This is a genomic window from Gemmatimonadaceae bacterium, assembly GCA_020846935.1.
GTDB lineage: Bacteria > Gemmatimonadota > Gemmatimonadetes > Gemmatimonadales > Gemmatimonadaceae > RBC101.
Map to the genome: position 1 here is coordinate 127,230 of JADLCY010000006.1, position 24,028 is coordinate 151,257.

Below are 24,028 nucleotides of genomic sequence, written 5' to 3' on the forward strand. Positions count from 1 at the left end.
AGGTATCCGCGATGACCCTGCCTCCTTCTGGTTCCGGCCTCCGCCTGCTCGCCGGCGCGCTGTTCGCGGTGCTTGCGCTTTCGGCCGCGCGGTCAAGCGCGCCGGCGACCGAAACGGCAATCTTCTCTGCCGGATGCTACTGGACGGTCGAGGCCGTATTCGAGCACGTGCGTGGCGTGACCCTGGTGGAGGCCGGGATCACCGGCCGCGACGTCGTCATGTCGGCCTACCAGCGCAATACCACGAAGACGACGGGAGCGGCCGAAGCGGTGCGAGTGTCGTGGGATCCCCGGCGCGTGAGTTACGAGGAGCTGCTGACGGTGTTCTTCAGAGCGGCGCACGACCCCACGAGCGTGAACCGACAGGGTCCCGACGTCGGATCGCGGTATCGCTCGGTGCTGTGGGTGGCGGACGATGCGCAGCGACGAGCGGCGCTGGAGGCCATTGCGCGGATCGAGTCGTCCAGAGCCTTTCCGTCTCCGGTCGCAACGCAGGTAGCGACCGCCGGGACGTTTCACCTCGTACCCGAAGACCAGCAGGATTTTGTCGAGAAGAACCCGACACACCCGTATGTCGTAACGTGGGATCGGCCGCGGATCGCCCGGTTCAGGACGTCGCTGCCCGCGCTGTTCCGCGAAGGGGCACAATGAGCATCGAGTTGCCTGACGAGGCATCGGACGAAGTCTTCGATGCCGACGAGGCGCTCAAGCAGAAGGTGCCGTTCTGGCGGGCCTTCGGTGTGTCAGTCTTCGCCTTTCTCGGCGTCGGCGTGCTCGAGGCCATCGTCGACTGGTCCACCTCCCGCCTCGGCGATGCGCCCCGCAACGTTGGCACCGTCCTTCGCGCCCAGGTGCCGTGGTGGTTCCTGTGGATCCTGTTTGCACCCGCGGTGCTCGCCCTGGCTCGGCGCTATCGGTTTGACGGCCCGCGCTGGCCCCGCAGTGCGGTCATTCACGCGAGCATCGGCGCGATCATCTCCCTGTCGCACTCCAGCGCCTACGCGGCGCTGGCCAACACGCTGCTCGGCGCAGCGATCGCGCCGACACCACTGGCGCAGGTGCGGATCGTGCTCGGCCGATTCCTGTTCATGGACCTCATGACGTATATGGCGGCGATCGGCGCGTACTGGTCCTACGAATACTTCCGCCATTTTCGGAGTTCGGCGCTCGCCGCGGCGCGCATGGAGGCGCAGGCCGCCAGGCTCCAACTGCGCCTTGCGGACGCCCGCATTCATGCCCTGCGCATGGAGCTGAATCCGCATTTCCTTTTCAATGCACTCAACTCCGTGGCGGGGCTCGTGCGCCGTCGCGAGCCTGAAGGTGCCGTCGACATGCTGGCTCGGCTCGGCGAGCTGCTGCGCGTCACGCTCAACCGCGACATGCCGCCGGAGGTGACGCTCGCCGAGGAACTCGCGTTGCTTCGCCGGTTCCTCGACATCGAGCTGGTGCGCTTCGGTGACCGCCTGCGCGTCGTGTGGGACATCGACGCCGAGACGTACGATGCGTTCGTGCCGCCGCTCATTCTGCAGCCACTCGTGGAGAACGCGCTCCGACACGGCATCGCGCGGAGGTCCGGGGCGGGGCTGCTGCACGTGTCGGCCCGCAAGGTCGGATTGCAGCTCGAACTGGCGGTGCGCGACACGGGCGAGGGGATCATGCCCCGCACAACGCGGCCCGAGCGTCAGGGCATTGGTCTCTCCAACACGCGAGCTCGCCTTGAAGAGCTGTACGGCGCCGAGGTGTCATCGGTGGACCTGGCCAACGCGGCTGGCGGTGGAGCGCGCGCCCGCGTGTATCTCCCCTTCCACCTGAGTCGTGGGCAGAGCCACGCGGCCGCCGGTGCGTGACCCCGCGCGCCCGCAGGTGCTCGTCGTCGACGACGAACCGCTCGCGCGGGATTGTATCCGCCTTGCCCTCGCCGCTCGCGGGGACGTGGAGATCGTGGGCGAGTGCGCCGACGGCACGGAGGCGGTGAAGGCCATCCGGAGTCTTGCGCCGGACATGGTATTCCTCGATGTGCAGATGCCGGAACTCGACGGGTTTGGCGTCATCGCCGAGGTCGGCCCCTCGGACATGCCGCCGGTGGTGTTCGTGACGGCCTTTGACGCCCACGCGCTGCGAGCGTTCGAGGTTCATGCGCTCGACTACGTGCTCAAGCCGTTCGACGATGAGCGGTTGCTTGCCGCCTTTGATCACGCGCTCCTGCGATCGCGTGAACGGCGTGACGGCGCGCTCGGACGCCAACTCGCGGATCTTGTTCGGGGCTGGGAAGGCACTGGTGGAGCCATGGTGCGTAGGGAGGGAGCCCCTGATGCACCCGTCGAAGGGCCGCCCGCGTCGGCCGCGCGCAAACCGGCGTTTGTGAGCCGCTTCACCGTGCGGACCGACACTGGTGCGCAGTTCGTTGCCGCGGCGTCCGTCGACTGGATCGAGGCAGAAGGGAACTACGTCGTCCTTCGTGTGGGCGAACAGCGACATCGAGTGCGCGGGACGCTGCGTGACGTGGCGGCACGGCTCGACCCTCGAATGTTCGTGCGCATCCATCGATCCACGATCGTCAACATCGATCGCATTCGCGAGCTGCAGCCCTGGTTCGGTGGCGACTACATCGCGATCCTCCGCAGCGGGGCCAAGCTCAAGGTCAGTCGTCGCCACGTGGCGCAGCTCCTGCGACCCATGGCCTGACGTCGGGCAGGTGCTGCGGTCGTTTCGTCGATCGCTGCGCGCACGTGCGGCCTCGACCTGATCGCGCGTGTCGCGATAGACTACGGAGCCGCCGCCTTGCGCGTCGGCTTCCATGCCCTCGCTCCCGATCGCACCCCGGCTCCCCGCGACGATCCCTCGACGTCGGTCGCGCACACGTCGCCTCATCGGGACGTGGGGGCTGCGCGCCTTCGGTTGGCGCATCGTCGGGGACGTGCCGGACGCGCCACGTCTCGTGCTCATCGTGGCGCCGCACACGTCGAACTGGGACTTCGTGATCGGATTCCTCGGCTATCTCGCGCTGGAACTCGACACGACGTGGTTCGGCAAACACACCCTCTTCCGGTGGCCGCTGGGTCCACTGTTCCGCCACTTCGGTGGGATTCCGATCGAGCGCGGTCGTTCGGCAAACGTCGTCGATGCGTATGTGGAGGAGTTCCGGCGGCGCGATCACATGCTCCTCGCCCTGGCGCCCGAAGGCACGCGACGGCGCGTGACGGAGTGGAAGTCGGGCTTCTATCACATCGCCAGCGGGGCCGGCGCGCTCATCCTGCCCGTGGCGCTCGATTACTCCGCACGGCTGATCCGCATCTTCCCGTCGCTGCGGCCCGGCGGCGACATCGCCCGCGACATGGAGCATCTCCGTCGCCACTTTACTGCCTCGATGGCGCGCGACCCTTCAGCCTACGACGATCGATAGCCGCGATGGCCGCGCGATCGGGGCTCTGGCAGTCCGCGTGGGACAACCCCTTTGCCCACGACCCGACGCCTGCGCTATCCTTCCCGGTGACCGGGGTGCCTGCGCCGCTGGTGCGCGCTGGCTGAGAAACACCCGCTGAACCTGATCCGGTTCGTACCGGCGTAGGGAGTCCAACGATGTTTGATGGTCCCATGGCGCGCGCGTCGCGTCCGGGCGCGTGCGTGACGCTCGCGGCCCTGCTCCTCCTTCATCCGCTCCGCCTCGCCGCGCAGGCCGACAGCGCTGGCGCCTCCCGCGATTCGACGCGGACGATTGAGCGAGTTCTCGTCACCGCCTTTCGGGCATCGGCGCTCGCGCCGATCGCCGAGACCACCGTGCCCCGGAGCACGATCACTCGCCGCCAGTTCGGGCAGGACGTTCCGCTCCTCCTCGTTGGTGCCGTCCCTTCGATCACCGCGCACACCGAGACAGGCACCAACTGGGGATACAGCTATCTCCGGCTGCGTGGCATGGATCAGACGCGCATCAACATCACGATCGACGGCGTGCCGTTGAACGATATGGAGGACCAGGTCCTCTATTTCGCCAACATCGCCGACCTCATGTCCAGCGTGCAGAGTGTCCAGGTTCAGCGTGGGGTCGGCACGAGCTCCGCAGGCACGGCATCGTTTGCTGGTTCGGTGAACTTCGAGACCGTGCCGGTCGGTCGGCGCGACGCGGAGGGCGAGCTCCAGCTCCAGGTGGGGTCGTTCGGCTCGCGACGCGTCAGTGCGTCGTTCCGCGGGGGAATCCCCGGGACCCGCCTCTCCGTGTACGGGCGCGCCGGTGCGGTCACGACCAACGGATACCGCGACCACAGCGGAGTTCGCGGAGGCTCGGCGTTCGTCGGCGCCGGGTGGTTCGGCGACCGCGATGTACTCAAGCTCACGACGCTGGTTGGCGTGCTGCGGGACACCTTGTCGTACACCGGTGCCACGCTCGAAGAGTTGCAGACGAACCGGCGGTTCAACCCGCTCGATCCGTCGGAGCGTGACGCTTTTGCCCAGCAGATGGTTGCCCTGTCCTACACGCGCCTTTTCGGCGCCGCCACGTCGTTCACGACCACGGCCTATCGCAATTCGGCGGCCGGCAGCTACGACTACCTGGCCGCACCGGATCGCTATCGCTTCAACCTCGATCACTGGTGGTACGGGGTGACCAGCGCGGTTAACCACGCCGTCGGCGACTGGAGGTTCAACCTCGGCGTCAATGGAAACACCTATGCGCGCGATCATCGGGGCTACCTCGAGCCATCCACGACGCTCTATGAGAACACCGGGCACAAGCAGGACGTGAGCCTCTTTGGCAAGGCGTCGCTCGCGGCAGGCCCGCTCCGGTGGTTCGGGGACGTGCAGGTGCGCCACACCCGATTCCGGTACACGCCCGACGCGGCCGCGGGCATCGGTGAACGCGCCATGGACTGGACGTTTCTCAACCCGAAGATCGGCGTGACGGTACCTCTCCGCGCAGGCATCACGGCGTTTGCTTCTGTCGGTCGCACCGCCCGTGAGCCGGCGCGCAGCGATCTCCTGGCCGGGGACGACGACCTCAATGCGGGCAACGTCGAAGACTACGGAGACTTCGGCCGCGTGCGTCCGGAGTCCGTTCGCGACCTCGAGCTGGGCGTGTCGGTGGCACGTTCACGCTGGGACCTGTCGGTGAACCTCTACGACATGAACTTTCGCAACGACATCGCGCGCATCGGTGCTCCGACGGCGTCGGGTTCGGTGCTGCGGCGCAACGTTGGCGCGAGCTATCGACGCGGCATCGAGGTCGACGCTCGGTGGCAGCCGATCGAACGGCTGGCGCTCGGCGGCAATGCGACGTGGAGCACCAACCGGATTCGCGCCTTCACGGACTCCTCGCGCGGCGTCCCGGTGGTGCGGCGCAACGTGGAACCCCTGCTGACGCCGCGACTGCTCACCACCCAGCGTGCGGACCTCACGGTCACGAAGTCGCTGCTTGCCTCGATCGAGGGCCGTTATCAGTCGAGGGCGTTTCTCGACAACACCGGCAGCGTGGATCGTGTGCTTCCGGCGTACTACCAGCTCGATGCCGCGGTGCGCGTCGTGCGGGCGCGCTACGCGCTCACCGTGCGTGCGGTGAACCTCGCCAACAACGATCAGTTCGGGAGCGGGTCGGTGTCGTCGTCGGGGACCGTGCGGTACTTCGTGCTTCCGGCGCGCTCGCTCTTCGCGACCTTCGACGTCGCGTTCTGACGTTCAGCGGAGGGAAGGGGGAGACGAGCGGCCTTTCTGGTCGGACGCGGCGACGGCGGGGCGACTCACGGCGCGCTCGGCCGGGCCGCGTCCCGGGGCAAAGACCTCGACCGACAGGGAGAACGTGCGTGCCTCGTTGGGGAGCAGGGCGCCCACGCCGACAACCTGGCGCGAGACCTCCTCGCCCTTCTCGTTGCGGATCACGATCACGACAGAGTACTCCCACGCTTCGCCCGGCGGAGGATGCGGCACCGCACCCTCCACGCGCAGTGGCGTGAAGCTCGCCTGGGATCGTGCCGTGGCCGCCGCGGTTGGGTCAAATCGCAGGTGATGGCGGCACCCCGGGCAGACCGCGGCGCTTTCGAGGATCGTCGCCCGGCAGTGCGGACACGTGCGCGTGGCCCCGGGCGGACCCTCACGCACCGGGCTCATAGATCGCCGCCGGTCTCCCCGTTAGGCGAACGGTGATTCCCATCCTGCCAGCCAAACTCCACGCGCCCACGCATCCGTGAGCCCGCGGCCACCGTAAACGTTCCGGCCTTGAGGTCGCCGTTCATCACGCCGCCCTCCTGCAGCTCAACACGCGCCGCGTCGATGACGTTGCCCTCCAACTCGCCGCCAATGACCACGGCGTTCGCCTTCACGCCGCCCGTCAGTCGAGCGCCCGGTTCGATCGTGAGGTTACCCTCCACGTGGACGTCGCCCTTGAAACGGCCAGCAATCCGGATGTGTCCGGTGCCGTCGATCTTGCCTTCGATCGTGATGTCCGAGCCGATCACCGATTCCTTGACCTCGCGGACCGGTGTCCGTCGCACCGCGTCGTAGCTCGGCGCGGCTTCGGCCGGCGTGGGGTCATCGCGGCGCGTGATCGGGTCCGGGGTGAGGAGCGCGGACTCGCGCTTGGGGGCTACGGGTTCCTTCCAGAGTGCCATGGATGAGACTCCTGTGTGGGGCACCGACGGTTACAGCACGGATCATGTCGGCGCTGTCAGATGGGTCACCAAATTCGCTCCACACCAACCCAACGACCGCTCGTCAGCGGCGAACATCGCAGACTCCGGGTTCCGGTCGTCTCCAGCTGCCTTCATTGGAATCGTGTCATCGGAAGCGTGGTGTCGCGTTTCCGAAGCGCGCTCCCCTGGTGCGGACTGAGCCCGTCACTGCGACGTAACCGTGCGAGCGCATCGTCAAAGGCTCGGCGCTCCGCGGTGTCCGTGCGCGTTCGCCGCGAGAACCGGTCAAGCTCCTCATCGGTCAGCCCCTGTTCCCTGAGTACCTGTCGAACGGTGAGGCGCAGTTTCGCGCGCAACTTTTCCTGCGCGCGCGTGGACGTGTTGCGAGGGTCGGCCAACTCGGCATTTGCCCGTTCGCGGAGCGTGTCGATCGCGGGGTACGTGCGCACTATGGCGTCGAGTTGTTCCGAGGGAATGCCCCGCCCGGCAGCGGCCTGCGCCATTGCGGTGCACACGTCTCCCTTCATCGGGCCAGCGAGCATGATCGCGCAGGAGGCGGCGCGCACAGAACCTCCAGGAGGGGGCGTGAACCGACCGCAATGTGAGAAGCGGTCCGAAGCCCGTCAACTCATCCTCATGCCTGCCTCGCCGATACCGTCCGGTGGCCCACGACTTCTTTCGCGCCGCCTGCGTGGCGACGATGTACCTGCTGTTGTCCGCGGCCGGCGATCCGAACCGCGCGCCGATTCGGCCCTCGCAGCGCTCGCGTCATGTCGGGGCCGACCCGGGCGCGACGCCGCGCGTTCATGCGTCGGGACTGCTGCCAGTGCCTGCGGGTGGGACAGGCGCGCAGCCGCTCCACGCGGCATCGGGCGTGTGGACATGCCCAACGGGCTGATCCAGCGGATCTCGCCTGCCTGGGCGCCGTCCGTCTGCTGGAACGCCTGGGGTCGACGAACAACCACCGGTGCATGAACTGCTGAAGCCACCCTGACGCCGGACCATTCATCGTGCAGATTCCCCGCTCCCGCAGTCCCAGGTTCTCCTCTGTCCTCGACCGCCATCCCATGCTTCGCTCATTCGTGCTCGTCACGCTCCTTGCCGTTGCCTGTCGCAGTGGTTCGTCCGCTGGCGCTGCCGGCGGTGCGCCTGCCGCGGTCGCCGCACGTCCCGCGGAGGTGACTGCGGCCAACATCGCGCTGGGTGACTCGCTGTTCAACAACGGTGGATGCATGCGCTGTCACGGCCGTGCGGGTATTGGCGCAACCGGTGGCCCGATGCTGAACGACAGCCAGTGGCTGCAGCTAAAGAGCGGGAGCTACGAGGAGATCGTGGGCATCATCACGAGCGGCGTGCCGGCCGCCAGCATCAAGGACTCGACCCATAAGTTTCCCATGGGCGCGCGCGGCGGCCGCATGAACCTCACGGACCCGCAGATCAAGGCCGTGGCCGCGTATGTGTATTCGCTGAGCCACAAGTAGACCGCTCCAGCGTGACCGCAGCGCCCGGTGATGAGCCGGGCGCTGTGTCTTCATGGCATGGGCACGTACTTGTGCTCACCCGTCAGCTTGTGCGGGGCCTGCTGCTTCTGGCCAGCCGTTCCGATGACGACGGTGGTCGTCAGCGCGGATGCCGCCGCGCAGTTCGGTCCACGTGAAATCTTCGGGGAGTACGGCGTCGGGCTGGCGTGGCGTGGTCCGCCGCCCATCTTTGGCGGGTCGATGCGTTCCTGAACTGCCACCCGACTCTCCCATGCGTCATCGCGTACTCCTGACTGCCCTCGTGGCGCCGGCGCTGGCCACCGCCCAGGGACCGGGCGCTGCTCGTCCTGGTTCCCTTCGCGCTCTGGATCCAGCCGACCTGGCGTCCTGGAACTCCATCCGCAGTACGGCGACATCGTGGGACGGCAAGTGGTTCGCCTACGTCGTCGCCCCCAACGAAGGCGATGGATCCGTCAAACTGCGCTCCACCGGTGCCGACGCCGTCGAGAAGACGTGGCCGATCGGCGAACCGTCTGCCGGAGGAGGTGGAGGGCCGTTCGGCCCGGCCGCCGATGCGTCGCTCGCGATCTCCGGGGATGCACGATGGCTGGCGTTCACGACCTACCCCAAGGCGGCCGACGCAAAAAAGCTGCGCAAGGATCGCAAGCCCCTGCAGAATGGGCTCACGCTGGTGAACGTCGCGACGGGCGAGAAGCGCGACTTCGACAAGGTCCGACGGTTTGCGTTTGCCGGAGACGCCCCGAGCTGGCTCGTGATGCATCGCTATGCCGCGGAAGGGGCCCCATCCGCGGACCTCCTGTTGCTCGACCTGCGTTCAGGCACGATCTCCACGATCGGCTCCGTGGGCGAATGGGCACTCGATGACACCGGAGCCCAGCTCGCGTGGACGACGGAGGTGCGCGACCAGGTCGGCAATGGTGTGCAGCTGCGTCACCTCGCGACCGACGTGGTCCGGTCGCTCGACAGTGACAAGGCGTTGTACCGGCGGCTCACCTGGACCGACTCCGGCTTTGCGCTGACGGTGCTCCGGGGCGTGGTCGACAGCGCGGCGTCCGACACGGCGTATTCGATCGTTGGCTGGACCGGCAACGCGACGCAGCCCACGCGCTCGGCGTTCGCTGTGGCCGATGTCGCGTCGTTCCCGGCTGGCCTGCGCATTTCTCCGGATCGTGCGCCGCGGTGGAGCACCGATCGGTCGGCTTTCTTCTTCGGCATCAGCGCTCGGCGCACCGGCCCGGAATCGAAGGCCACGCGTCCCGATGTGCGCCCGGTAGCCGGCACGCCTGGAGCGATGCAGTCACCGGCGGGCGCCGGGGGCAGCGATGACGACCTGCCGAGCCTGGTCATCTGGCACGGCAAGGGCGACCCACGCCTGCAGTCCCAGCAGCAAGTCGAGGAGAACCGCGACAAGCAGTACTCCTATCTCGCCGAGTATCGATTGGGCACAAAGACGTTCCTGCGACTCGCGACCGATGAGCTGCGCGAGGTGCAGCTGACGCCGCGCGATCGATTTGCCTACGGGTACGATCGTCGCGCCTACGAGCGCCGCGATGCCATCGACGGAGGTCAGCGCCGCGACATCCTCGCCATCGACCTGGCCACGGGCGCGCGCTCGGTGATCCGGTCCGCGGCGAAGTACAACCTGTTCCCATCGCCCGACGGCACGAAGGCGCTCTACTACGACGACGGGCAATACCACATCTACGACTTCGCGACGAAGGCGTCGACGCCGATCACCACGGGCGCTCCGACCAGCTTCGTGGATACGGAGGACGATCACAACGTCGATCGTCCGCCGGTGCAGCCCGTGGGTTGGGCCGCCGACAATCAGTCGGTGCTGCTCTTCGACAACTACGACGTATGGAAGGTGGGCATCAGGGGTGGCGCGTTCGTGAACCTCACGGGCAATGGGCGCAAGGAGCGTATCCGCTACACACGGCGCCTCGTCATCAACCCGAAGGAACGCGGGATCGACCTCGCGCAACCCGTGTATTTGCAGACCTACGGCGAGAAGACCAAGAAGGAGGGACTGGCCCGCGTCATGCCGGGCAAGGCCGGTGCCGAAGTGCTGTTGTGGGACGACGCGAAGTTCACCGTGAATCGTGCGCGCAACGCCGACACGTGGGTGTACACACGCCAGACCTTCCGGGACTTTCCGGATTACTACGTCGCCGAGAAGACGTTCGCGGCGCCTCGCCGCCTGACGAACGCCAACCCACAGCAGGCGGACTACGCGTGGTCCAGCGGTGCGCAGCTCGTGAACTACGTGAGCGACAAGGGCGACTCGCTGCAGGGTGCGCTCTTCCTCCCGGCGAACTACGAGCCGGGCCGGAAGTATCCGACCATGGTGTACATCTACGAAAAGCTCTCGCAGAGTCTGCACCAGTACGCCGTGCCCAACGAGACGCGGGCATTCAACCCCAGTGTCTACACGAGCCGCGGGTACGCCGTGCTCATGCCCGACATCGTGTACAAGATCAACGACCCGGGCATGTCCTCCGTGTGGTGCGTGGTGCCCGCGGTGAAGGCGGCGATCGCGACCGGGATCGTGGATCCGGCGAAGGTGGGGCTCCACGGCCACTCGTGGGGCGGCTACCAATCCTCGTTCCTCGCCACGCAGACCGGCAAGCTCTTCGCCGGCATCGTGACCGGCGCGCCGCTCACCGACATGGTCTCGATGTACAGCTCGGTCTACTGGAACACGGGCACGGCCGACATGGCGATCTTCGAATCGTCGCAGGGACGCTTCAAGGGCAGCTACATCGAGAATCGCGACGCCTACATCCGCAACTCGCCGGTGTTCTTCGCAGACAAGGTCGAGACGCCGGTCATGATCCTGCATAACGAGAAGGACGGCGCCGTCGACTTCAACCAGGGCATCACCTGGTTCAACACCCTGCGTGAGCAGGGGAAGGACGTGATCATGCTGCAGTACGTGGGCGAGAACCACGGCCTGCAGCTGCCGAAGAACCAGAAGGACTACACCCTGCGCATGGCGGAGTACTTCGACCACTTCCTCATGGGCAAGCCCGCGCCGGAGTGGCTCAGGAACGGCATTCCGCGGCTGCAGATGGAGGAGCACCTCAAGTCGCGACAGAAGAAGCCCAAGGTTGCTTCCTGACCGCAGGTGGTGAGCGAAGGCGCAGAGATCACGGGGTGGGGGGCAGCCATGCCCCCCGCCGTCCTCACCAACGACGACCTTTCGACGTTTCTCGAGACGTCGGACGAGTGGATCACCACGCGCACCGGCATGAAGGAGCGCCGCGTCTCGCATGTGAATGCCGTGGAGCTGGCGGCCCTCGCCGCGTCGCGCGCGCTCGCCTGCGCTGGTCTGCCCCCCGAGCAGCTCGACCTGATCATCTACGGCAGCTGCAGCAACGAAGAGGCCGTGCCCAACAGCGCATCGGGGGTCCAGGTGTCCCTCGGCGCCACGCGCGCCGCGTCGATGGATCTCAACACCGCCTGCACCAGCTTCCTCTACGGGTTGTCCACGGCGACGGCCATGATCCGCACCGGCGTCGTCCGCAACGCGGTGGTCATCGGCGTCGAACTCATCTCGCGGTACATGGATTGGAGCAATCGCAACGTGGCCGTGCTGTTTGGTGACGGGGCGGCCGCGGTAGTGCTCCAGGCCAGCAGTGCGCCGTTGGGGGTCGTCGGCAGCGTGTTGGGCTGCGACGCCGAAGCGCGGCACACGCTGCGTGTGCGTGGCGTGGGATGCGGCTACGCGGGGCTGGGAGTGTCGTTTGGGGACACGCTGTGGGACTTTGACGGCCCGACGATCTTCAAGCGCGCCGTCAAGGGAATGAGCGAGGCGTCGGCGCGCGTCCTGGCCGAGGCCGGCGTCGCGTCAGGCGATGTTGACCTGGTCGTGCCTCACCAGGCGAACCTGCGCATCATCGAAGCCGTGGCGAAGTATGCAGGTATCGGGATGGATCGCGTGGTGACCACGGTGCACAAGTACGGCAACATGAGCGCGGCCACTGTCCCCGTCGCCCTCGTCGAGGCGCTCGAGGCGGGTCGCGTCCGCGCCGGGAGTCTTCTGCTGCTTCCGGGCTTCGGTGCCGGCCTCACCTTCTGCGCCCTGTTGGTCCGTTGGGGCGAGCGCACCGTGCCGCTCGGCTACTCCTCGCGCGCGCTGCCGGAGCCGGAGCGGACCGCCCTCCAGATGGTCAACGAGATTCGCGCGCGACAGGACCCGCACGGTCGCTCCGCGACAGGACTGCACGCCCCGGTGTTCGCCGAGTCGTCGCTGCACGGCTGAGCGATCCGAACCGGTCAAGCACGCCGGAAGCCGGGGCGACATATTGTGTGTCCCGCCTCTCTGGAGTTCACTACATGCTTCGCCCTGCTGTCGTCGCCCTCTCGGCACTGCTCGCCCTCCCGCTCGCCGCCCAGGCCCCGGCCGGCTGGCACGAGCGGGTGGACCGGAGCACGAGTGCCAGCGACCCCGACAACACGCCCGACATCAAGTTCGTGACGATGGGGAACGGCTTCCACGTGACCACTGGCCCCGCGGTCACGCTCTGGAAGAACGAAAACACGGCGACCGGTGCCTACACGCTCAAAGGTCGCTTTCGGCTGGTGAAGCCGAGTGGGCACACCAACTACTACGGGTTGGTCTTTGGTGCCGGTGGGCTCGAAGGCGGAGACCAGGCCTATCTCTACTTTCTCGTGGGGCAGGACGGTTCGTTCCTGGTGAAGCATCGCGCCGGTGCCGCGACGCACGACGTTCAGGCCAAGACGCCGCACGCCTCGGTCGTGAAGCCGGATGCCAATGGCAGCTCGACCAACACGCTCGAGGTGCGAGTTGGCGCGGACAAGATCGACTATGTGGTCAACGGCACCGTGGTGCACAGCACGCCCAGGTCAGGCATGTCGGCCCGAACCGACGGCGTGTGGGGGATTCGCGTGAACCACCAGCTCGAAGTGCACGTCGACCAGTTGGCGGTCACGAAGTAGCTCGGTGACTCCGGGATCGTGCGCTTTGCGCGATCCCGGGTCCGGCCCTACGAGGCGCGTGATCTGCGGCGGCGCAGCGCCGCGCCCGCCAGCGCGGCGCCACTGCCAAGGAGGAACAGCGTTCCCGGTTCGGGCGTCACGACGGCGTCGGCGAGCGTCGCGTCGAAGACCACCCGTTCCTCGCAGGCGTCACCGCGACGCTCCGTCAGCCACCGCGCCATGGGCAACGTGCAGGTGCCGAGCGTCGTGTGTGCGCGCAGCGCGAAATGCCTGAACGTCGCGGGCTGCATCGAACCGTTGGGTGCCAGGTACGCCAGGTCCATGTCGAAGGCCACGCGGCCATCCCGCCGATCGCGCGGGCAGGTGGACCAGGTCCAGAAGTCGTCCGTGGCGATGCGTTGGCACCCCAGATACCCGGTACCGCGCATCATCATGTACCCGTCTCGACCCGTCGGCTGATCGAAGTCGAATCCAGGGGCCGCCGAGTTGCGCCGCAGATTGCCGAGCGAACCTGGCAGATCCATGAACGCGGTCGTCGTCCGCTCATCCGTCAGCCCGTTCCAGCGCTGCACATACTCCAGGCCAAGAAATCCGTACGGCGTGTTCAATCCGCCGTACGTGCCCTGCACGTTGGTGACGACCGACGAGAGCCGGTTCCTGTAGAAGGGATTCGCCGGCGTTGGCACGAACCCGAACGTCGCGCTGAAGCACGCCTGGGTGTTGGGCACGCAGAAGACCCGCGCCCCCTGTGCGTCGGCGCGCCCAGGGGCCATGACCATCAGCACGGCGGCGATCCACCAGGGGTTCGTGCGCATGGTGACTTCGGCTCGGCGATTCATCGGCATCAGCGCGGGGCGACGGAACGATCGGAACTCATCCGTGGGAATACTTGGGACCGGCACGCCGCTAAGCCTGCGCTGTACGTCGCATCGGATTGGTGATCTGCGTCAGGGAAGGCGTGACGCCTGGAAGGGTGAGCCGCAGAAAAACTGCCTTACGAGTGCCGGCGGCGCAATGACGCGCCGTCCGCTGGTGGCCGTGCGGAGCGGTGAGCAGGTGCCTCAGCCCCTGACCATTCTCATCGCCATGCGGCGCACTCCCGTCCGGCGTTTCAGATGAATTGTCGTCTGCAGGTGACTTCGCCTGGCGGCTCTTGTCGCCCGCGACGGCCTCGCGGCAGGCAGCGACGTGGCGGGTCGATCAGGCGCATGCCGAACGCACCCTCCGGTGATGCACGTGGTGGTCGGCGGGGTGGCGCGAGTCAGCGCACCACGCGCGAGGGGTCGCTCCACCGACCCTCGTACTCCATGTATCGCGCGGTCTCGCGGGCCAGGTCATCGCCGTGGAGCCTGGCCGCGAGGTACAGCGACATGTCGATACCCGCGCTCACGCCTGACGAGCAGAGGAGCGAGCCGTTGTCGACCATGCGCGCCTCCGGGTGGATGATCGCGGCCGGCGCGGCCGCAGCGAGTTCGGCAACGGCGAGGTGATGCGTCGTGGCGTTCCGCCCGTCGAGAAGCCCGGCCGTCCCGAGGATGAGCGCGCCCGTGCACACCGAAAGCGTGTATTCGCTGGCTCGGGCGCGGGCAGACACCCACTCGAGGACGACAGGGTTTGTCATCTCCCGTCTTGTGCCGAATCCGCCCGGCACGAGCAGGATGTCGAGTGGCGGGCACGTCGCGAAACCGTGGGTCGGCGTGATCACCAGACCGTTGCGCGCCGTGATTGGCTGTCCGCGTTCCGAGACGGTCAGCACGCGGAACAGGTCGAGCTGACTCCGCCGCCCGAAGACAGAGAAGACCTCGAACGGTCCGGCAAAGTCCAGCACCTCGACCTCGTCAAACATGAAGATCCCGACGGTGCGTGGCGTTGCCATCGACTGCGGGTCCGTGACCGTCGGCGCGTGGCTTTCTTTCACTAGTCCCCGCCGAGCGCGCGCTCCAGGGCCGCGGTGAACGCGGTGTCCGTCGGCTTGACCGTGCCGAGGTGCTTCCACCGGAGCACGCCACGACGATCGATCAGGTAGCTCGCCGGAACGCCGAGCGCCATGTACAGCGACTGCACACGTTCGTCGGGGTCGCGCCAGATGGGATACGTCATCCCGAACTCCCTGGCGAACTCGTTGATGGACTCGTCCGAGCCGCGTGCGTCGATGGACACGCCGACGATTTCGAGGCCGCGTGACTTGTTCGCGTCGTAGACTTTCTGGAGGTAGGGAATCTCCTGCCGGCAGGGGGCGCACCACGTCGCCCACACGTTGAGCAGCACCACCTTGCCCTCGAGCTGTGCGGTACTCACCGAGTCGCCCGTCAGCAGCGTCGCGCCGTATTCCGGCGCGACATCGCCCACCTGGACCGGCCCGCGTTCGCCAGGCGCGCACGCGCTGAGCAGAGCGAAGGCGGCAACGATCATCGTGGCATGCGGGCGGATCATGGCAGGGCCGACGCGGGGAGGAGGGCGAGCTTGACGCGCGCGGTGTCGCCGGGAACCGTCCACGCGGCGATGAGGTCTGACCCGCGACGGACGAGTTTGGGAAAACCTGAGGGCCTCGCGGACGACGTGCTGGCCAGCAGGATCGGCGTGCCCAGCGTTCCCGAGGGTGACACGCGCCGCGCGCGGACCTCACCGGTGGACGGCGGGACGCGCTCGAGCCACGTCACGGCGGCTGCCCCGTCGGCCAGTAGCTCGACGTCGACGCGACCTACGGGATCGCCGCCGTCGATACGAAGCGGCGCGTTGAACGTGGCCCCGCCATCAAAGGACCACGCCACGCGTACGCGCGCGGTATCCTGCGCTCCGGTGAACCACGCCACGACGGCCGTGTCCCCGCGTGCCGCGACGGCGGGCCCGTTCACCGGACAGGCTTCGAGCCGCCAGCGGTCGTCGTGCACGATGCCCGGTTCGGTCCAGCGCCCATCCACCTGGCGCACGACGCCGATATCGCGGATCTCCTCGGTCGAGCGGTCGCGGTACACGACGATCGGGCCGCGCGCGCCCACGGCGGCGTTGACCTGGCAACATTCACAGGTGCGCAGGTCCAGCACGTTCTCCACCGACGGCACGCCGTCCGGGCCTACGCTGGTCTGCCGCACGCTCATGGCGCCGCGTGCGGCATCGGGTTGGCCACCGGTGTCGCGGCCATCGAGCCAGGCCGCGAACACGCTGTCACCGGCGCCGAGCCACAGCGCAACGAAGCCGTGCTCCGTGGCGCCGGCGGCGTCCGTGTGCAGCAACCCGCCTCCGCTCCACGTGGCGCCGGCGTCCCGCGACTCCGCGACGCGCACATCGTACGCGTAGCGACCGCCGGTGCCGCTGCGCTGCAGCCAGTGGGCAACCAGTCGGCCGGACGCGGTCGCGACAACCGAAGGAAAGTCGGCCCAGTTCACGAAGAGGTCGCGGCGCTCGCTGATGGTCGTCGGTGTCGTCCACGTCGTGCCGTCGAGCCGCGCATAGCGCACGGCATGTGTCGAATCGCCGGTGCGTTCGATCCACGTCATGTGCACGCGGTCGTTGCCGTCCACGTGCAGAAACGGTTCGCCGCTGCGCGGACCCGTCGGTGAGGCCAGTTCGGTGAGGGGGGGCGTCCGCGCCTCGCTGGCGCATCCCACCAGCACGACGAGCGCGGTGATGCGGCACGTTCGGAAGAGGGAAAGGGGCACGGTGGGGCGCGGAAGGAGTGAGGCACGCGGTGTGAGGCGCGAGCAGTGACCCGCGAGCGACGTGCGAGAGCGTCCCTCCAATCTATGGCCAATCACGGTCGCGCCGCATCATCGCGGAAGACCTCGCCACCCTTCATTACCCATCGTACTTCGCGCGTCGCGTGGATGTCCCGTGTCGGGTCACCCTGGACGGCGATGAGATCGGCCAGGAGCCCCGCGCGCACGCTGCCGATTCGGTCTTCCATCTTCAGGACTTTTGCCGTTGCCGACGTCGCCGCCTGTACCGCACGCAGCGGGGTGAGTCCGTACGCGACGAGCAGCTCGAGCTCGCGCGCGTTGTCGCCGTGCGTGAACACACCGACGTCGCTCCCGTTGCAGATCGTCACGCCCGCAGCCAGAGCTCGCGCGAAGGATGCGCGCTTGGCGCCGATACGCGCAGGTTCGGGATCCACGCCCTTCTTCCATCCGGCGTATTGGGCCGTCGCATCGCCGGCGGCGAGCGTGGGGCAGAGCGCCACGCCGCGCTGCGCCATCAGTGCAAAGACCTCCGGCGTGCCGGCGTCGCCATGTTCGATGTTGGTCACGCCCGCGAGCGTCGCCCGTCGCATGCCCTCCGCGGTCGAGCTGTGGGCCACCACATGACGCCCACTGGTCTCGGCGATCTCGACCGCGGCGCGCAGCTCGGCTTCGGTGAAGCCCGGCCGTGCCTCGCCGTTGGGGCCCCATCGGTAGTCGGCGTACACCTTGATCCAGTCGGCACCGTGCGCGATCTGGTCACGCACGATGCGCACGAGCTCCTCGGTGTTGCCCGCTTCCTCGGCGCCTTGCGGCACCTCCACCTCGGTCGAGAACCCCTTGGGCCCGTAGCTCCCGCGGCCAACGATCGCGCGTGTCGTGACGAGGAGGCGAGGTCCGACAATGACGCCGCGCTCGATCGCGTGCTTGAGACCGACGTCTGCGTAGCCCGCCCCTTCAGTGCCGAGATCGCGCAACGTGGTGAAGCCGGCCAGCAGCGTGTTGCGGAGGCTGACGGTCGCGCGCGCCACGCGCAGCGACGTCGACTCCCTGAGCACCTGGTCGTCCCACGACGCCTCGTTGTACGGATGCAGCAGGACGTGCGAGTGGGCGTCGATGAGCCCCGGCATCAGGGTCAGTCCGGGGAGGTCGATGCGGCGCGCGTCGGCGGGGGCGCGCACCTGGGCCGCCGGGCCCACCGCCACGATGCGATCACCGCGGACGTGGACCACCAGTCCCTCGACCGGCGCATCGGCGACGCCGTCCCACACGCGCGCCGGTCTGAGCAGCAGATCGGGAGCCGGGGCGGGGCGCTGCGCATCGAGCGATGCGGCGGCGAGCGCCAGTGCGCCTAACGAAAACCGGATGCGGGTACGGGCCATGAACAGGGTGGTCGGAGTGAGCCACCAAGGTGCGGTGGGGTCTGGGCTCCGCGCCAGCCGCGATCAGGGGGTGGGTGGCCCCGGCCTTGAAGCCACCGTCGGAACTTCCGTCACGCCGCCGGACACGACAAACGCCATGAAGTCGGAACTGCTCGCCTCGACCCGCGTGACCGCGCTGCGCGGGAACACATACATCTGGCCCGAGAAGTTGTACGAGTGCGGCATGTACACGCTGATCCAGTCTGCCAGCCCGAGCGCATCCAGCGACTCCTGCGTGACGAAGCCAAGGGCGTGGGCCGAACTGTTGTCGAAGAGGCGAACGAGCACCGGCTTGTCGAACCGCCGCTTTTCCCCGACGAAGGCGTTCACGAAGTCCCGGATGGCCGAATACAGCAGCCGCACGACGGGCAGCCGTTCGAGTACATCGTCGAGCGCGGCGACCAGGCTCCGCGTGATGAACCCGGACGCAAAGAAGCCGAAGAGTGCGACCAGGACGATCGTGACGACGAATCCGGCGCCGGGGATCGAGAGCCCAAGCCAGCCGCCGAGCCAGCCACCGAGCCAGCCGTCCACGGTGCGGAACACCACCACGACGACGTAGATCGTGATGACCACCGGGGCCAGAAACACCAACCCGCGAAGAAAATATCCGACGAGCCGTCGTCCGAGACTTCGGGAGCGCGCCGCCACGCGCCCGGTGGCTCGTGGCGCGGGTTCAGCGGTCACCCGCGCGCGCCTCGGTCTCGACCGGCTGCCCGGCGCGTCGCCAACCGACGAAGCCACCTTCAAGGTTCCGCACGTCCGCCACGCCGCGCGCGCGCAGGAGGCTCGCCGCGACGGACGACCGACCGCCGGACTTGCAGTGCACCACCACGGGGCGGCTGGTGTCGACCTCCGCGAGCCGCTGTTCGATCCGACCCAACGGGATGTGCACGGCGCCCGGAATGTGGCCCTCGGCCCACTCGTCGTCGTTGCGCACGTCGACGACGGTGACGTGCCCGTCTCGTATCTGTGCGGCCACGGCGTTCGCGTCCACCTGCGGCATCTGCAAGAGCGTGCTGCGCTCACGCGCTGAGGCCAGGACGTCGGCGCCGAACCATCCTGCACATCGGTCCAGTCCGATCAGGGTCAGTTCGGCCAGCGCCTGGCGCGTAGGCTGGTCGTCATTGGCGTCGCTCAGCAGGTAGTACTCCTGCTCCACGTCAAGAAACCAGCCCGCGCGCGTCACGAGCGATCCATTGCGTGGCAGGTTGATCGTGCCGGGAACGAATCCCTGCGCGTAGGTGGCTGCTGGGCGCAGGTCGACCACTCGGCGGCCGGCGGCGAGGGCGTGGCTGAGCTGGTCCTGGGCGAGCCGCGGCGCGGTCGGCGACGCACCGAGGAGGGCCGGTCCCGCGCGGTTGAGGCGCTTCATGGCCGCGAAGTAGGGCGGCGGGTCCGGCTGGCCGGCGAGGACCTCCTCGATGAAGGCGTCGCGGCCGGTGCTGCGCAGCGCCCAGTTGGCCATGCGTTCGTAGCCGAGCGTCGACGACGGAACCGCGCCTAACGACTTGCCGCACGCCGACCCGCTGCCGTGCCCGGGCCAGAGTTGGAGGTAGTCCGGGTACGCCGACGTAAATCGGAGGAGGGAGTCGTAGAGCTGCGCCGCACCAGGCCGCATGGTGCCGGCGATGTTGGCCGCGCGCTCCAGCAGGTCGGGGCGTCCCACGTCACCGACAAACAGGAAGTCGCCGGTGAAGGCCCCGAGCGGTTGCGGCGCGGCCGGCGCATCGGTGAGCACGAACGTGAGGTGCTCCGGCGTGTGCCCCGGCGTGTGCCACACGTCGAGGTGCACGTTGCCGACCTGGATGCGGTCACCATGACGCAGGATCCGGGCACCGTCAGACTCCGCAAACGCGTACAGCCAGTCTGGTCCGCCTTCGCCGGAGAGCAGCAGCCGCGCGCCGGCGCGGCGGGCGAGTTCGCGGCTCCCCGAAAGGTAATCGGCGTGGATATGGGTTTCGGTGACCTGGGTGATGCGCAGGTCGTTGGCGGCGGCCGCCTTGAGGTAGGGCTCCGGGTGACGGAGCGCGTCGATGACGATCGCCTCGCCGGTGCGCTGACAACCGACCAGATAACTCGCCTGCGCGAGGCCGTCGTGGTAGAATCGCTTGAGGAGCACGTCGCCTCCGGCAACGCGAGGATCAGCCGATGCGTTCTTGCTGCGAACCTGGGGAAAACTGGCGGAATGACAGGGGGGCTTCCAGCCCCGTATCGACGCCGTCACGGCGCGGAGGAAGGACGATGCGACATTGGTCACGTGTGCTCGCGGTGCTGGCCTGGATGCCTGCAGTGGCGGGCGCGCAGGGCAAGAAGGCGCTGACGCAGGACACCTATGACTCCTGGCGACAGATCCAGGGCGCGACGCTGTCGGCGGACGGCAAATGGGTCGTGTACACCCTGACGCCGGTGGTTGGCAACGGCGAGGTCGTGGTGCGCGCGACGCAGGGGACCACCGAGTACCGGGCGCCGCGCGGCTGGACCGGCCGTCCGGTGACGAGTGTGACGGTGGACTCGCCGTTCGTCGCGGTCCCAGCGCAGATCACCGCCGACTCCCGTCACGCCGTGTTCCTCGCGTACGCGCCAAAGGCCGACTTCGATCGGGCACGCGCCGAGCGTCGCCCGGCGGCGCAGCAGCCTCGTGCGTCGCTGGGCCTCATGAGCCTTGCTGATGGTCGCGTGAGCACGGTCCCGCGGGTGCGCAGCTTTCGGCTCGCGCGCGAATCGGGCACTTGGCTTGCGTACCTGCTCGAACCCGACCCCGCGCCGCGAGATTCCTCGACGGGGCCCGCGATGCGACAACTCAGCGACTCGCTCGCCACGCGCACGCGCCGTCGCGACTACGGGAGCACGCTGGTCGTCCGCAACCTCGTCGACGGCACCGAGGATCGACTGGCGGACGTGACGACCTACGCCTTCGACGACAGCGGCCGCGTGCTGGTGTACGCTGTTGCATCACGCACCCCGCAGTCCGATGGCGTGTACCTCCGCACGCTGGCGACCAAGCAGACGGCCACGGTGATGGCGGGCGAGGGCGACTATCGGTCCGTGGTACTGGATCGGGCGGGAACTCAACTCGCCTTCGTGAGCAACCGGACGGAGTTTGCGCAGCCCAAGCCGCGTTTTTCGCTCTATCACGCCACGGTGCGTTCGCCCGCGGCCACGCTGGTGGCCGCGCCGGGCAGCGTGGACGGTCTGAGTCCCAGCGAGCGAGGGCGAACGGATTTCACGCGTGATGGCTCCGCGATTCTGTTCAGCGTGGCGCCCCCGGCGGCAGACACGATTCCCGCCGACTCGCTCGCCGACAAGGCGGTGTTCGACCTCTGGCACTACCAGGACAAGCGCCTCCAGCCGCAACAGAAGATCGAAGTCGCCCGCGATCGCGATCGCACCTGGGCCGCCGTGCACCTGCTCAGGGCGCGTCGCAGCCTCCGCCTGGCAAACGACACGATGCCGCAGGTCACGGTGAGCGACGACGCCAGGGTCGCGCTGACGACGACCAACGTGCCGTATGCCGTCGAGGCGATGTGGGGCGACGGAGGTACCGACGCGTTTGTCACCGACCTCGCGACCGGACGCATCTCGACCGTGGCGCGACGCCTCGAGTTCGGCGCGCAGCTCTCGCCCGGCGGGCGGTTCGTCACCTACTTCGACAAGGGGGCGTGGCACGCGTGGAACCCGGCAACGGGTCAGGCCAGGTCGCTCACCGGCACGCTGACGGGCATTCGCTTCGATGACGAGACGAACGACAGCCCGACGACCGCGTCGCCCTATGGCATCGCCGGATGGACGCGTGAGGACCGCAGCGTCCTGGTCTACGACCGATGGGATGTGTGGGAACTCGACCCGCTCGGCGTGCGCGCGCCGCGGGTGCTCACCGATTCACTGGGCCGACGCAACACCACCATCATGCGTCTGGTGGATCTCGACCCCGACGATCGGTTCGTGGATCCCGCGCAGCCCGTGCTGGTGCGGGCCTTCAACGAGGAGACCAAAGCCAGCGGCTACTATCGCGACTGGCTGGACCGGACGGCGGCGCCCGAGCGGCTCGTGTGGGGCGACCGCAACTACGGGACGCCGTCAAAGGCCCGTCGCGCGGAGCAATACCTCTTCACGCAACAGACGGTCGCCGAGTTCCCTGATCTGTGGACCGGGCCGAGCCTCGCGGCGGCGACGAAGGTCACCAACGCCAATCCGCAGCAGGCGGAGTACCGGTGGCCCTCGGTGGAACTGGTGCACTGGATCTCCAGCGATGGCACACCGCTCAAGGGGCTCGTGTACACGCCCGAGGGCTTCGATCGCACGAAGCAGTACCCGATGGTCGTGTACTACTATGAGATGCTCTCCGACGGGCTGCACAACTACCACGCGCCGACCGGGCGCAATGTGGTGAATCCGTCGGTCTACACGTCGTTAGGCTACGTCGTCTTCTTCCCGGACATCGTGTACGAGGTGGGCTGGCCGGGGCCCAGCGCGCAAAAGGCGATCATCCCTGGCGTCCAGAGCCTGATCGCCAAGGGCTACGTCAACCCGAAGGCCATCGGGATCGCCGGGCAGTCCTGGGGCGGGTACCAGAGCGCATATCTCATCACGCAGACCGGGATGTTTGCGGCCGCGGTCCCGAACGCGCCGGTGGCCAACATGACGAGCGCCTACGGCGGGATCCGCTGGGAGTCGGGGATGGCGCGCCCCTTCCAGTACGAAAAGACGCAGAGCCGAATTGGCGGGTCGCTCTGGGAGTACCCGGTGCGCTACATCGAGAACTCTCCGCTCTTCCACCTCGATCGCGTGACCACGCCGGTGCTGTTCATGCATAACGACGCCGATGGCGCGGTGCCGTGGTACCAGGGCATCGAGCTGTTCGTCGGCCTGCGCCGGTTGGGCAAGGAGGTGTACATGGTCACCTACAACGGTGACGGGCACAATCCGAGAAAGCGCGCGAACCAGATGGACATCGACATGCGCATGCAGCAGTTCTTTGCCAACAAGCTCAAGGGCGAGCCCGCACCGGAATGGATGGTCAAGGGCATCCCGGCGGTCGACAAGGGCAAGGACCAGATGAAGAAGCTGGTGCCGTAGTCGCGTGCGGGATTCGGGTGAGGACGCGCTCCATCAGGCCTCCCCGGTGCCGTCCGGACAGGCGCGTCCCCAGTGCGGGGTCAGCACCCCGCGCGCCGTGGCTCAATCGTCAGGCCACGGCGCGCCTGATGCCGCGTTCCGGATCCCTGGAACGTCGACGATGCGTGCGAGCGATGTTGGCGGGTGTTCCACGGCACGAACCATGGCGGCCACCATCTGCTCGAGTGTCACCAGGCCGAGCCTCCGTGCGGTGTCCCGTGTGGACGGCATCCGCTCCCAGAGCGCGTAGAGGGGCAGGAGCAGCCAGGGCCAGCGGTGGCCAGGGCCGAGCACGTACCACGGGCGGAGCGCGGTGTAGCGAAGGCCACTCGTCGCGAGCGTCGCCTCGCCGCGGCGACGCACGTCGACATACGCGCGCATGATCGGAGCCGGCTGCGCCACGCTCAGATAGATGAAGTGGTGCACACCACGCGCGACGGCAACACGCACCGACTCGCGTGCCGACACGAGGTCCACCCGTTCGAACTCCGCGGCCCTGGACGGCCCCGGGTGCGGCGTGCCGACGAGCTGAATGAACGTGTCGCCGGCGTGGACGGCGTCGCCAAAGGTAGCCCCCGAGAGCGCATCGCCGACCACCGGGATCGCCCCGGCGGGGAGTCGAGACACTGCGGCCTCGCGGCAGAGCGCGCGCACGGTGTGCCCGCGGGCAAGCAGGGCCTCGATCGCGCGGCGACCGATGTACCCCGTGCCCCCGGTGACGAAGATCTGCCTCACGGT

20 protein-coding genes, 1 pseudogene and 1 riboswitch are annotated in these 24,028 nt (G+C 67.9%); of the genes and pseudogenes, 10 read left to right on the forward strand and 11 right to left on the reverse strand.

Annotated features, from left to right (window positions below; all coding sequences use genetic code 11):
- Positions 1 to 11 precede the first annotated feature (11 nt).
- The 5 genes from msrA (at position 12) to IT361_08080 (ending at position 5,660) form a co-directional block, all read left to right on the forward strand.
- On the forward strand, positions 12 to 650 hold the full coding sequence (gene msrA, locus IT361_08060; GenBank protein MCC6317630.1) for a peptide-methionine (S)-S-oxide reductase MsrA: 639 nt from the start codon (positions 12 to 14) through the stop codon (positions 648 to 650).
- Complete coding sequence (locus IT361_08065) at positions 647 to 1,846, forward strand: histidine kinase (protein MCC6317631.1); 1,200 nt, start codon at positions 647 to 649, stop codon at positions 1,844 to 1,846. The genes msrA and IT361_08065 overlap by 4 nt, the downstream gene beginning before the upstream one ends.
- Positions 1,815 to 2,684 (forward strand): response regulator transcription factor, encoded by an 870-nt coding sequence (locus IT361_08070; protein MCC6317632.1) that lies wholly within the window; start codon positions 1,815 to 1,817, stop codon positions 2,682 to 2,684. The genes IT361_08065 and IT361_08070 overlap by 32 nt, the downstream gene beginning before the upstream one ends.
- 112 nt (positions 2,685 to 2,796) lie before the next feature.
- The gene (locus tag IT361_08075) at positions 2,797 to 3,402 is read left to right on the forward strand and encodes a lysophospholipid acyltransferase family protein (protein MCC6317633.1); all 606 of its coding nucleotides are present in this window, start codon (positions 2,797 to 2,799) and stop codon (positions 3,400 to 3,402) included.
- A gap of 81 nt (positions 3,403 to 3,483) precedes the next feature.
- Positions 3,484 to 3,587: riboswitch (TPP riboswitch) on the forward strand.
- Positions 3,579 to 5,660, forward strand: coding sequence for a TonB-dependent receptor plug domain-containing protein (locus IT361_08080; GenBank protein ID MCC6317634.1), 2,082 nt, complete (start codon positions 3,579 to 3,581; stop codon positions 5,658 to 5,660). (Overlaps the previous riboswitch by 9 nt.)
- A gap of 87 nt (positions 5,661 to 5,747) precedes the next feature.
- On the opposite strand, the pseudogene IT361_08085 reads toward IT361_08080, so the two are convergent.
- The 3 genes and pseudogenes from IT361_08085 to IT361_08095 all read right to left on the reverse strand — a co-directional run bounded on the left by IT361_08085 (position 5,748) and on the right by IT361_08095 (position 7,179).
- Positions 5,748 to 6,092: pseudogene (locus tag IT361_08085) on the reverse strand (hypothetical protein).
- Positions 6,089 to 6,592: a polymer-forming cytoskeletal protein gene (locus IT361_08090; protein MCC6317635.1), complete on the reverse strand. Its 504-nt coding sequence runs from the start codon at positions 6,590 to 6,592 to the stop codon at positions 6,089 to 6,091. Before IT361_08090 ends, IT361_08085 begins: the two are co-directional and overlap by 4 nt.
- Positions 6,593 to 6,744: 152 nt before the next feature.
- Entirely contained in the window at positions 6,745 to 7,179 is a 435-nt protein-coding gene (locus tag IT361_08095) for a hypothetical protein (GenBank protein ID MCC6317636.1), read from the reverse strand.
- 501 nt (positions 7,180 to 7,680) lie between these two features.
- On the opposite strand from IT361_08095, the gene IT361_08100 reads away from it, so the two are divergent.
- The 4 genes from IT361_08100 (at position 7,681) to IT361_08115 (ending at position 13,077) form a co-directional block, all read left to right on the forward strand.
- Complete coding sequence (locus tag IT361_08100; GenBank protein MCC6317637.1) at positions 7,681 to 8,094, forward strand: cytochrome c; 414 nt, start codon at positions 7,681 to 7,683, stop codon at positions 8,092 to 8,094.
- A 271-nt stretch (positions 8,095 to 8,365) separates the two neighbouring features.
- A complete protein-coding gene (locus tag IT361_08105; protein MCC6317638.1) occupies positions 8,366 to 11,236 on the forward strand; it encodes a S9 family peptidase in 2,871 nt (956 codons plus the stop codon).
- A 48-nt stretch (positions 11,237 to 11,284) separates the two neighbouring features.
- The gene (locus IT361_08110; GenBank protein MCC6317639.1) at positions 11,285 to 12,379 is read left to right on the forward strand and encodes a beta-ketoacyl-ACP synthase 3; all 1,095 of its coding nucleotides are present in this window, start codon (positions 11,285 to 11,287) and stop codon (positions 12,377 to 12,379) included.
- 74 nt (positions 12,380 to 12,453) lie between these two features.
- The gene (locus IT361_08115) at positions 12,454 to 13,077 is read left to right on the forward strand and encodes a hypothetical protein (GenBank protein ID MCC6317640.1); all 624 of its coding nucleotides are present in this window, start codon (positions 12,454 to 12,456) and stop codon (positions 13,075 to 13,077) included.
- 47 nt (positions 13,078 to 13,124) lie between these two features.
- Here the strand turns inward: IT361_08115 and IT361_08120 are convergent, their stop codons facing one another.
- The 7 genes from IT361_08120 to IT361_08150 form a co-directional block, all read right to left on the reverse strand.
- Positions 13,125 to 13,916 carry a PEP-CTERM sorting domain-containing protein gene (locus IT361_08120; GenBank protein MCC6317641.1) on the reverse strand — a complete coding sequence of 264 codons (792 nt, stop codon included), beginning with the start codon at positions 13,914 to 13,916 and terminating at the stop codon, positions 13,125 to 13,127.
- Between the two features lie 422 nt (positions 13,917 to 14,338).
- Positions 14,339 to 14,953 carry a DJ-1/PfpI family protein gene (locus tag IT361_08125; GenBank protein ID MCC6317642.1) on the reverse strand — a complete coding sequence of 205 codons (615 nt, stop codon included), beginning with the start codon at positions 14,951 to 14,953 and terminating at the stop codon, positions 14,339 to 14,341.
- Between the two features lie 41 nt (positions 14,954 to 14,994).
- On the reverse strand, positions 14,995 to 15,510 hold the full coding sequence (locus IT361_08130) for a TlpA family protein disulfide reductase (GenBank protein ID MCC6317643.1): 516 nt from the start codon (positions 15,508 to 15,510) through the stop codon (positions 14,995 to 14,997).
- Positions 15,507 to 16,736 (reverse strand): exo-alpha-sialidase, encoded by a 1,230-nt coding sequence (locus tag IT361_08135; protein ID MCC6317644.1) that lies wholly within the window; start codon positions 16,734 to 16,736, stop codon positions 15,507 to 15,509. The genes IT361_08130 and IT361_08135 overlap by 4 nt, the downstream gene beginning before the upstream one ends.
- Before the next feature lie 92 nt (positions 16,737 to 16,828).
- Positions 16,829 to 18,133, reverse strand: a complete 1,305-nt coding sequence (locus IT361_08140) for an amidohydrolase family protein (GenBank protein MCC6317645.1) — start codon at positions 18,131 to 18,133, stop codon at positions 16,829 to 16,831.
- 63 nt (positions 18,134 to 18,196) lie between these two features.
- The gene (locus IT361_08145) at positions 18,197 to 18,823 is read right to left on the reverse strand and encodes a DUF502 domain-containing protein (GenBank protein MCC6317646.1); all 627 of its coding nucleotides are present in this window, start codon (positions 18,821 to 18,823) and stop codon (positions 18,197 to 18,199) included.
- 25 nt (positions 18,824 to 18,848) lie between these two features.
- Complete coding sequence (locus IT361_08150; protein MCC6317647.1) at positions 18,849 to 20,294, reverse strand: MBL fold metallo-hydrolase; 1,446 nt, start codon at positions 20,292 to 20,294, stop codon at positions 18,849 to 18,851.
- 122 nt (positions 20,295 to 20,416) lie between these two features.
- On the opposite strand from IT361_08150, the gene IT361_08155 reads away from it, so the two are divergent.
- Complete coding sequence (locus IT361_08155) at positions 20,417 to 23,251, forward strand: S9 family peptidase (GenBank protein MCC6317648.1); 2,835 nt, start codon at positions 20,417 to 20,419, stop codon at positions 23,249 to 23,251.
- Positions 23,252 to 23,353: 102 nt separating this feature from the next.
- On the opposite strand, the gene IT361_08160 is transcribed toward IT361_08155, so the two are convergent.
- On the reverse strand, positions 23,354 to 24,025 hold the full coding sequence (locus IT361_08160; protein MCC6317649.1) for an NAD(P)H-binding protein: 672 nt from the start codon (positions 24,023 to 24,025) through the stop codon (positions 23,354 to 23,356).
- Between the last annotated feature and the right edge of the window lie 3 nt (positions 24,026 to 24,028).

Bases quoted from the DNA above. Each gene is read 5' to 3' on its own strand.
- IT361_08130 (MCC6317643.1), bottom strand. From the start codon at position 15,510: ATGATCCGCCCGCATGCCACGATGATCGTTGCCGCCTTCGCTCTGCTC.
- IT361_08115 (MCC6317640.1), top strand. From the start codon at position 12,454: ATGCTTCGCCCTGCTGTCGTCGCCCTCTCGGCACTGCTCGCCCTCCCG.
- IT361_08140 (MCC6317645.1), bottom strand. From the start codon at position 18,133: ATGGCCCGTACCCGCATCCGGTTTTCGTTAGGCGCACTGGCGCTCGCC.
- IT361_08155 (MCC6317648.1), top strand. From the start codon at position 20,417: ATGCGACATTGGTCACGTGTGCTCGCGGTGCTGGCCTGGATGCCTGCA.
- msrA (MCC6317630.1), top strand. From the start codon at position 12: ATGACCCTGCCTCCTTCTGGTTCCGGCCTCCGCCTGCTCGCCGGCGCG.
- IT361_08065 (MCC6317631.1), top strand. From the start codon at position 647: ATGAGCATCGAGTTGCCTGACGAGGCATCGGACGAAGTCTTCGATGCC.
- IT361_08090 (MCC6317635.1), bottom strand. From the start codon at position 6,592: ATGGCACTCTGGAAGGAACCCGTAGCCCCCAAGCGCGAGTCCGCGCTC.
- IT361_08100 (MCC6317637.1), top strand. From the start codon at position 7,681: ATGCTTCGCTCATTCGTGCTCGTCACGCTCCTTGCCGTTGCCTGTCGC.
- IT361_08110 (MCC6317639.1), top strand. From the start codon at position 11,285: ATGCCCCCCGCCGTCCTCACCAACGACGACCTTTCGACGTTTCTCGAG.
- IT361_08125 (MCC6317642.1), bottom strand. From the start codon at position 14,953: ATGGCAACGCCACGCACCGTCGGGATCTTCATGTTTGACGAGGTCGAG.
- IT361_08080 (MCC6317634.1), top strand. From the start codon at position 3,579: ATGTTTGATGGTCCCATGGCGCGCGCGTCGCGTCCGGGCGCGTGCGTG.
- IT361_08105 (MCC6317638.1), top strand. From the start codon at position 8,366: ATGCGTCATCGCGTACTCCTGACTGCCCTCGTGGCGCCGGCGCTGGCC.
- IT361_08075 (MCC6317633.1), top strand. From the start codon at position 2,797: ATGCCCTCGCTCCCGATCGCACCCCGGCTCCCCGCGACGATCCCTCGA.
- IT361_08120 (MCC6317641.1), bottom strand. From the start codon at position 13,916: ATGAATCGCCGAGCCGAAGTCACCATGCGCACGAACCCCTGGTGGATC.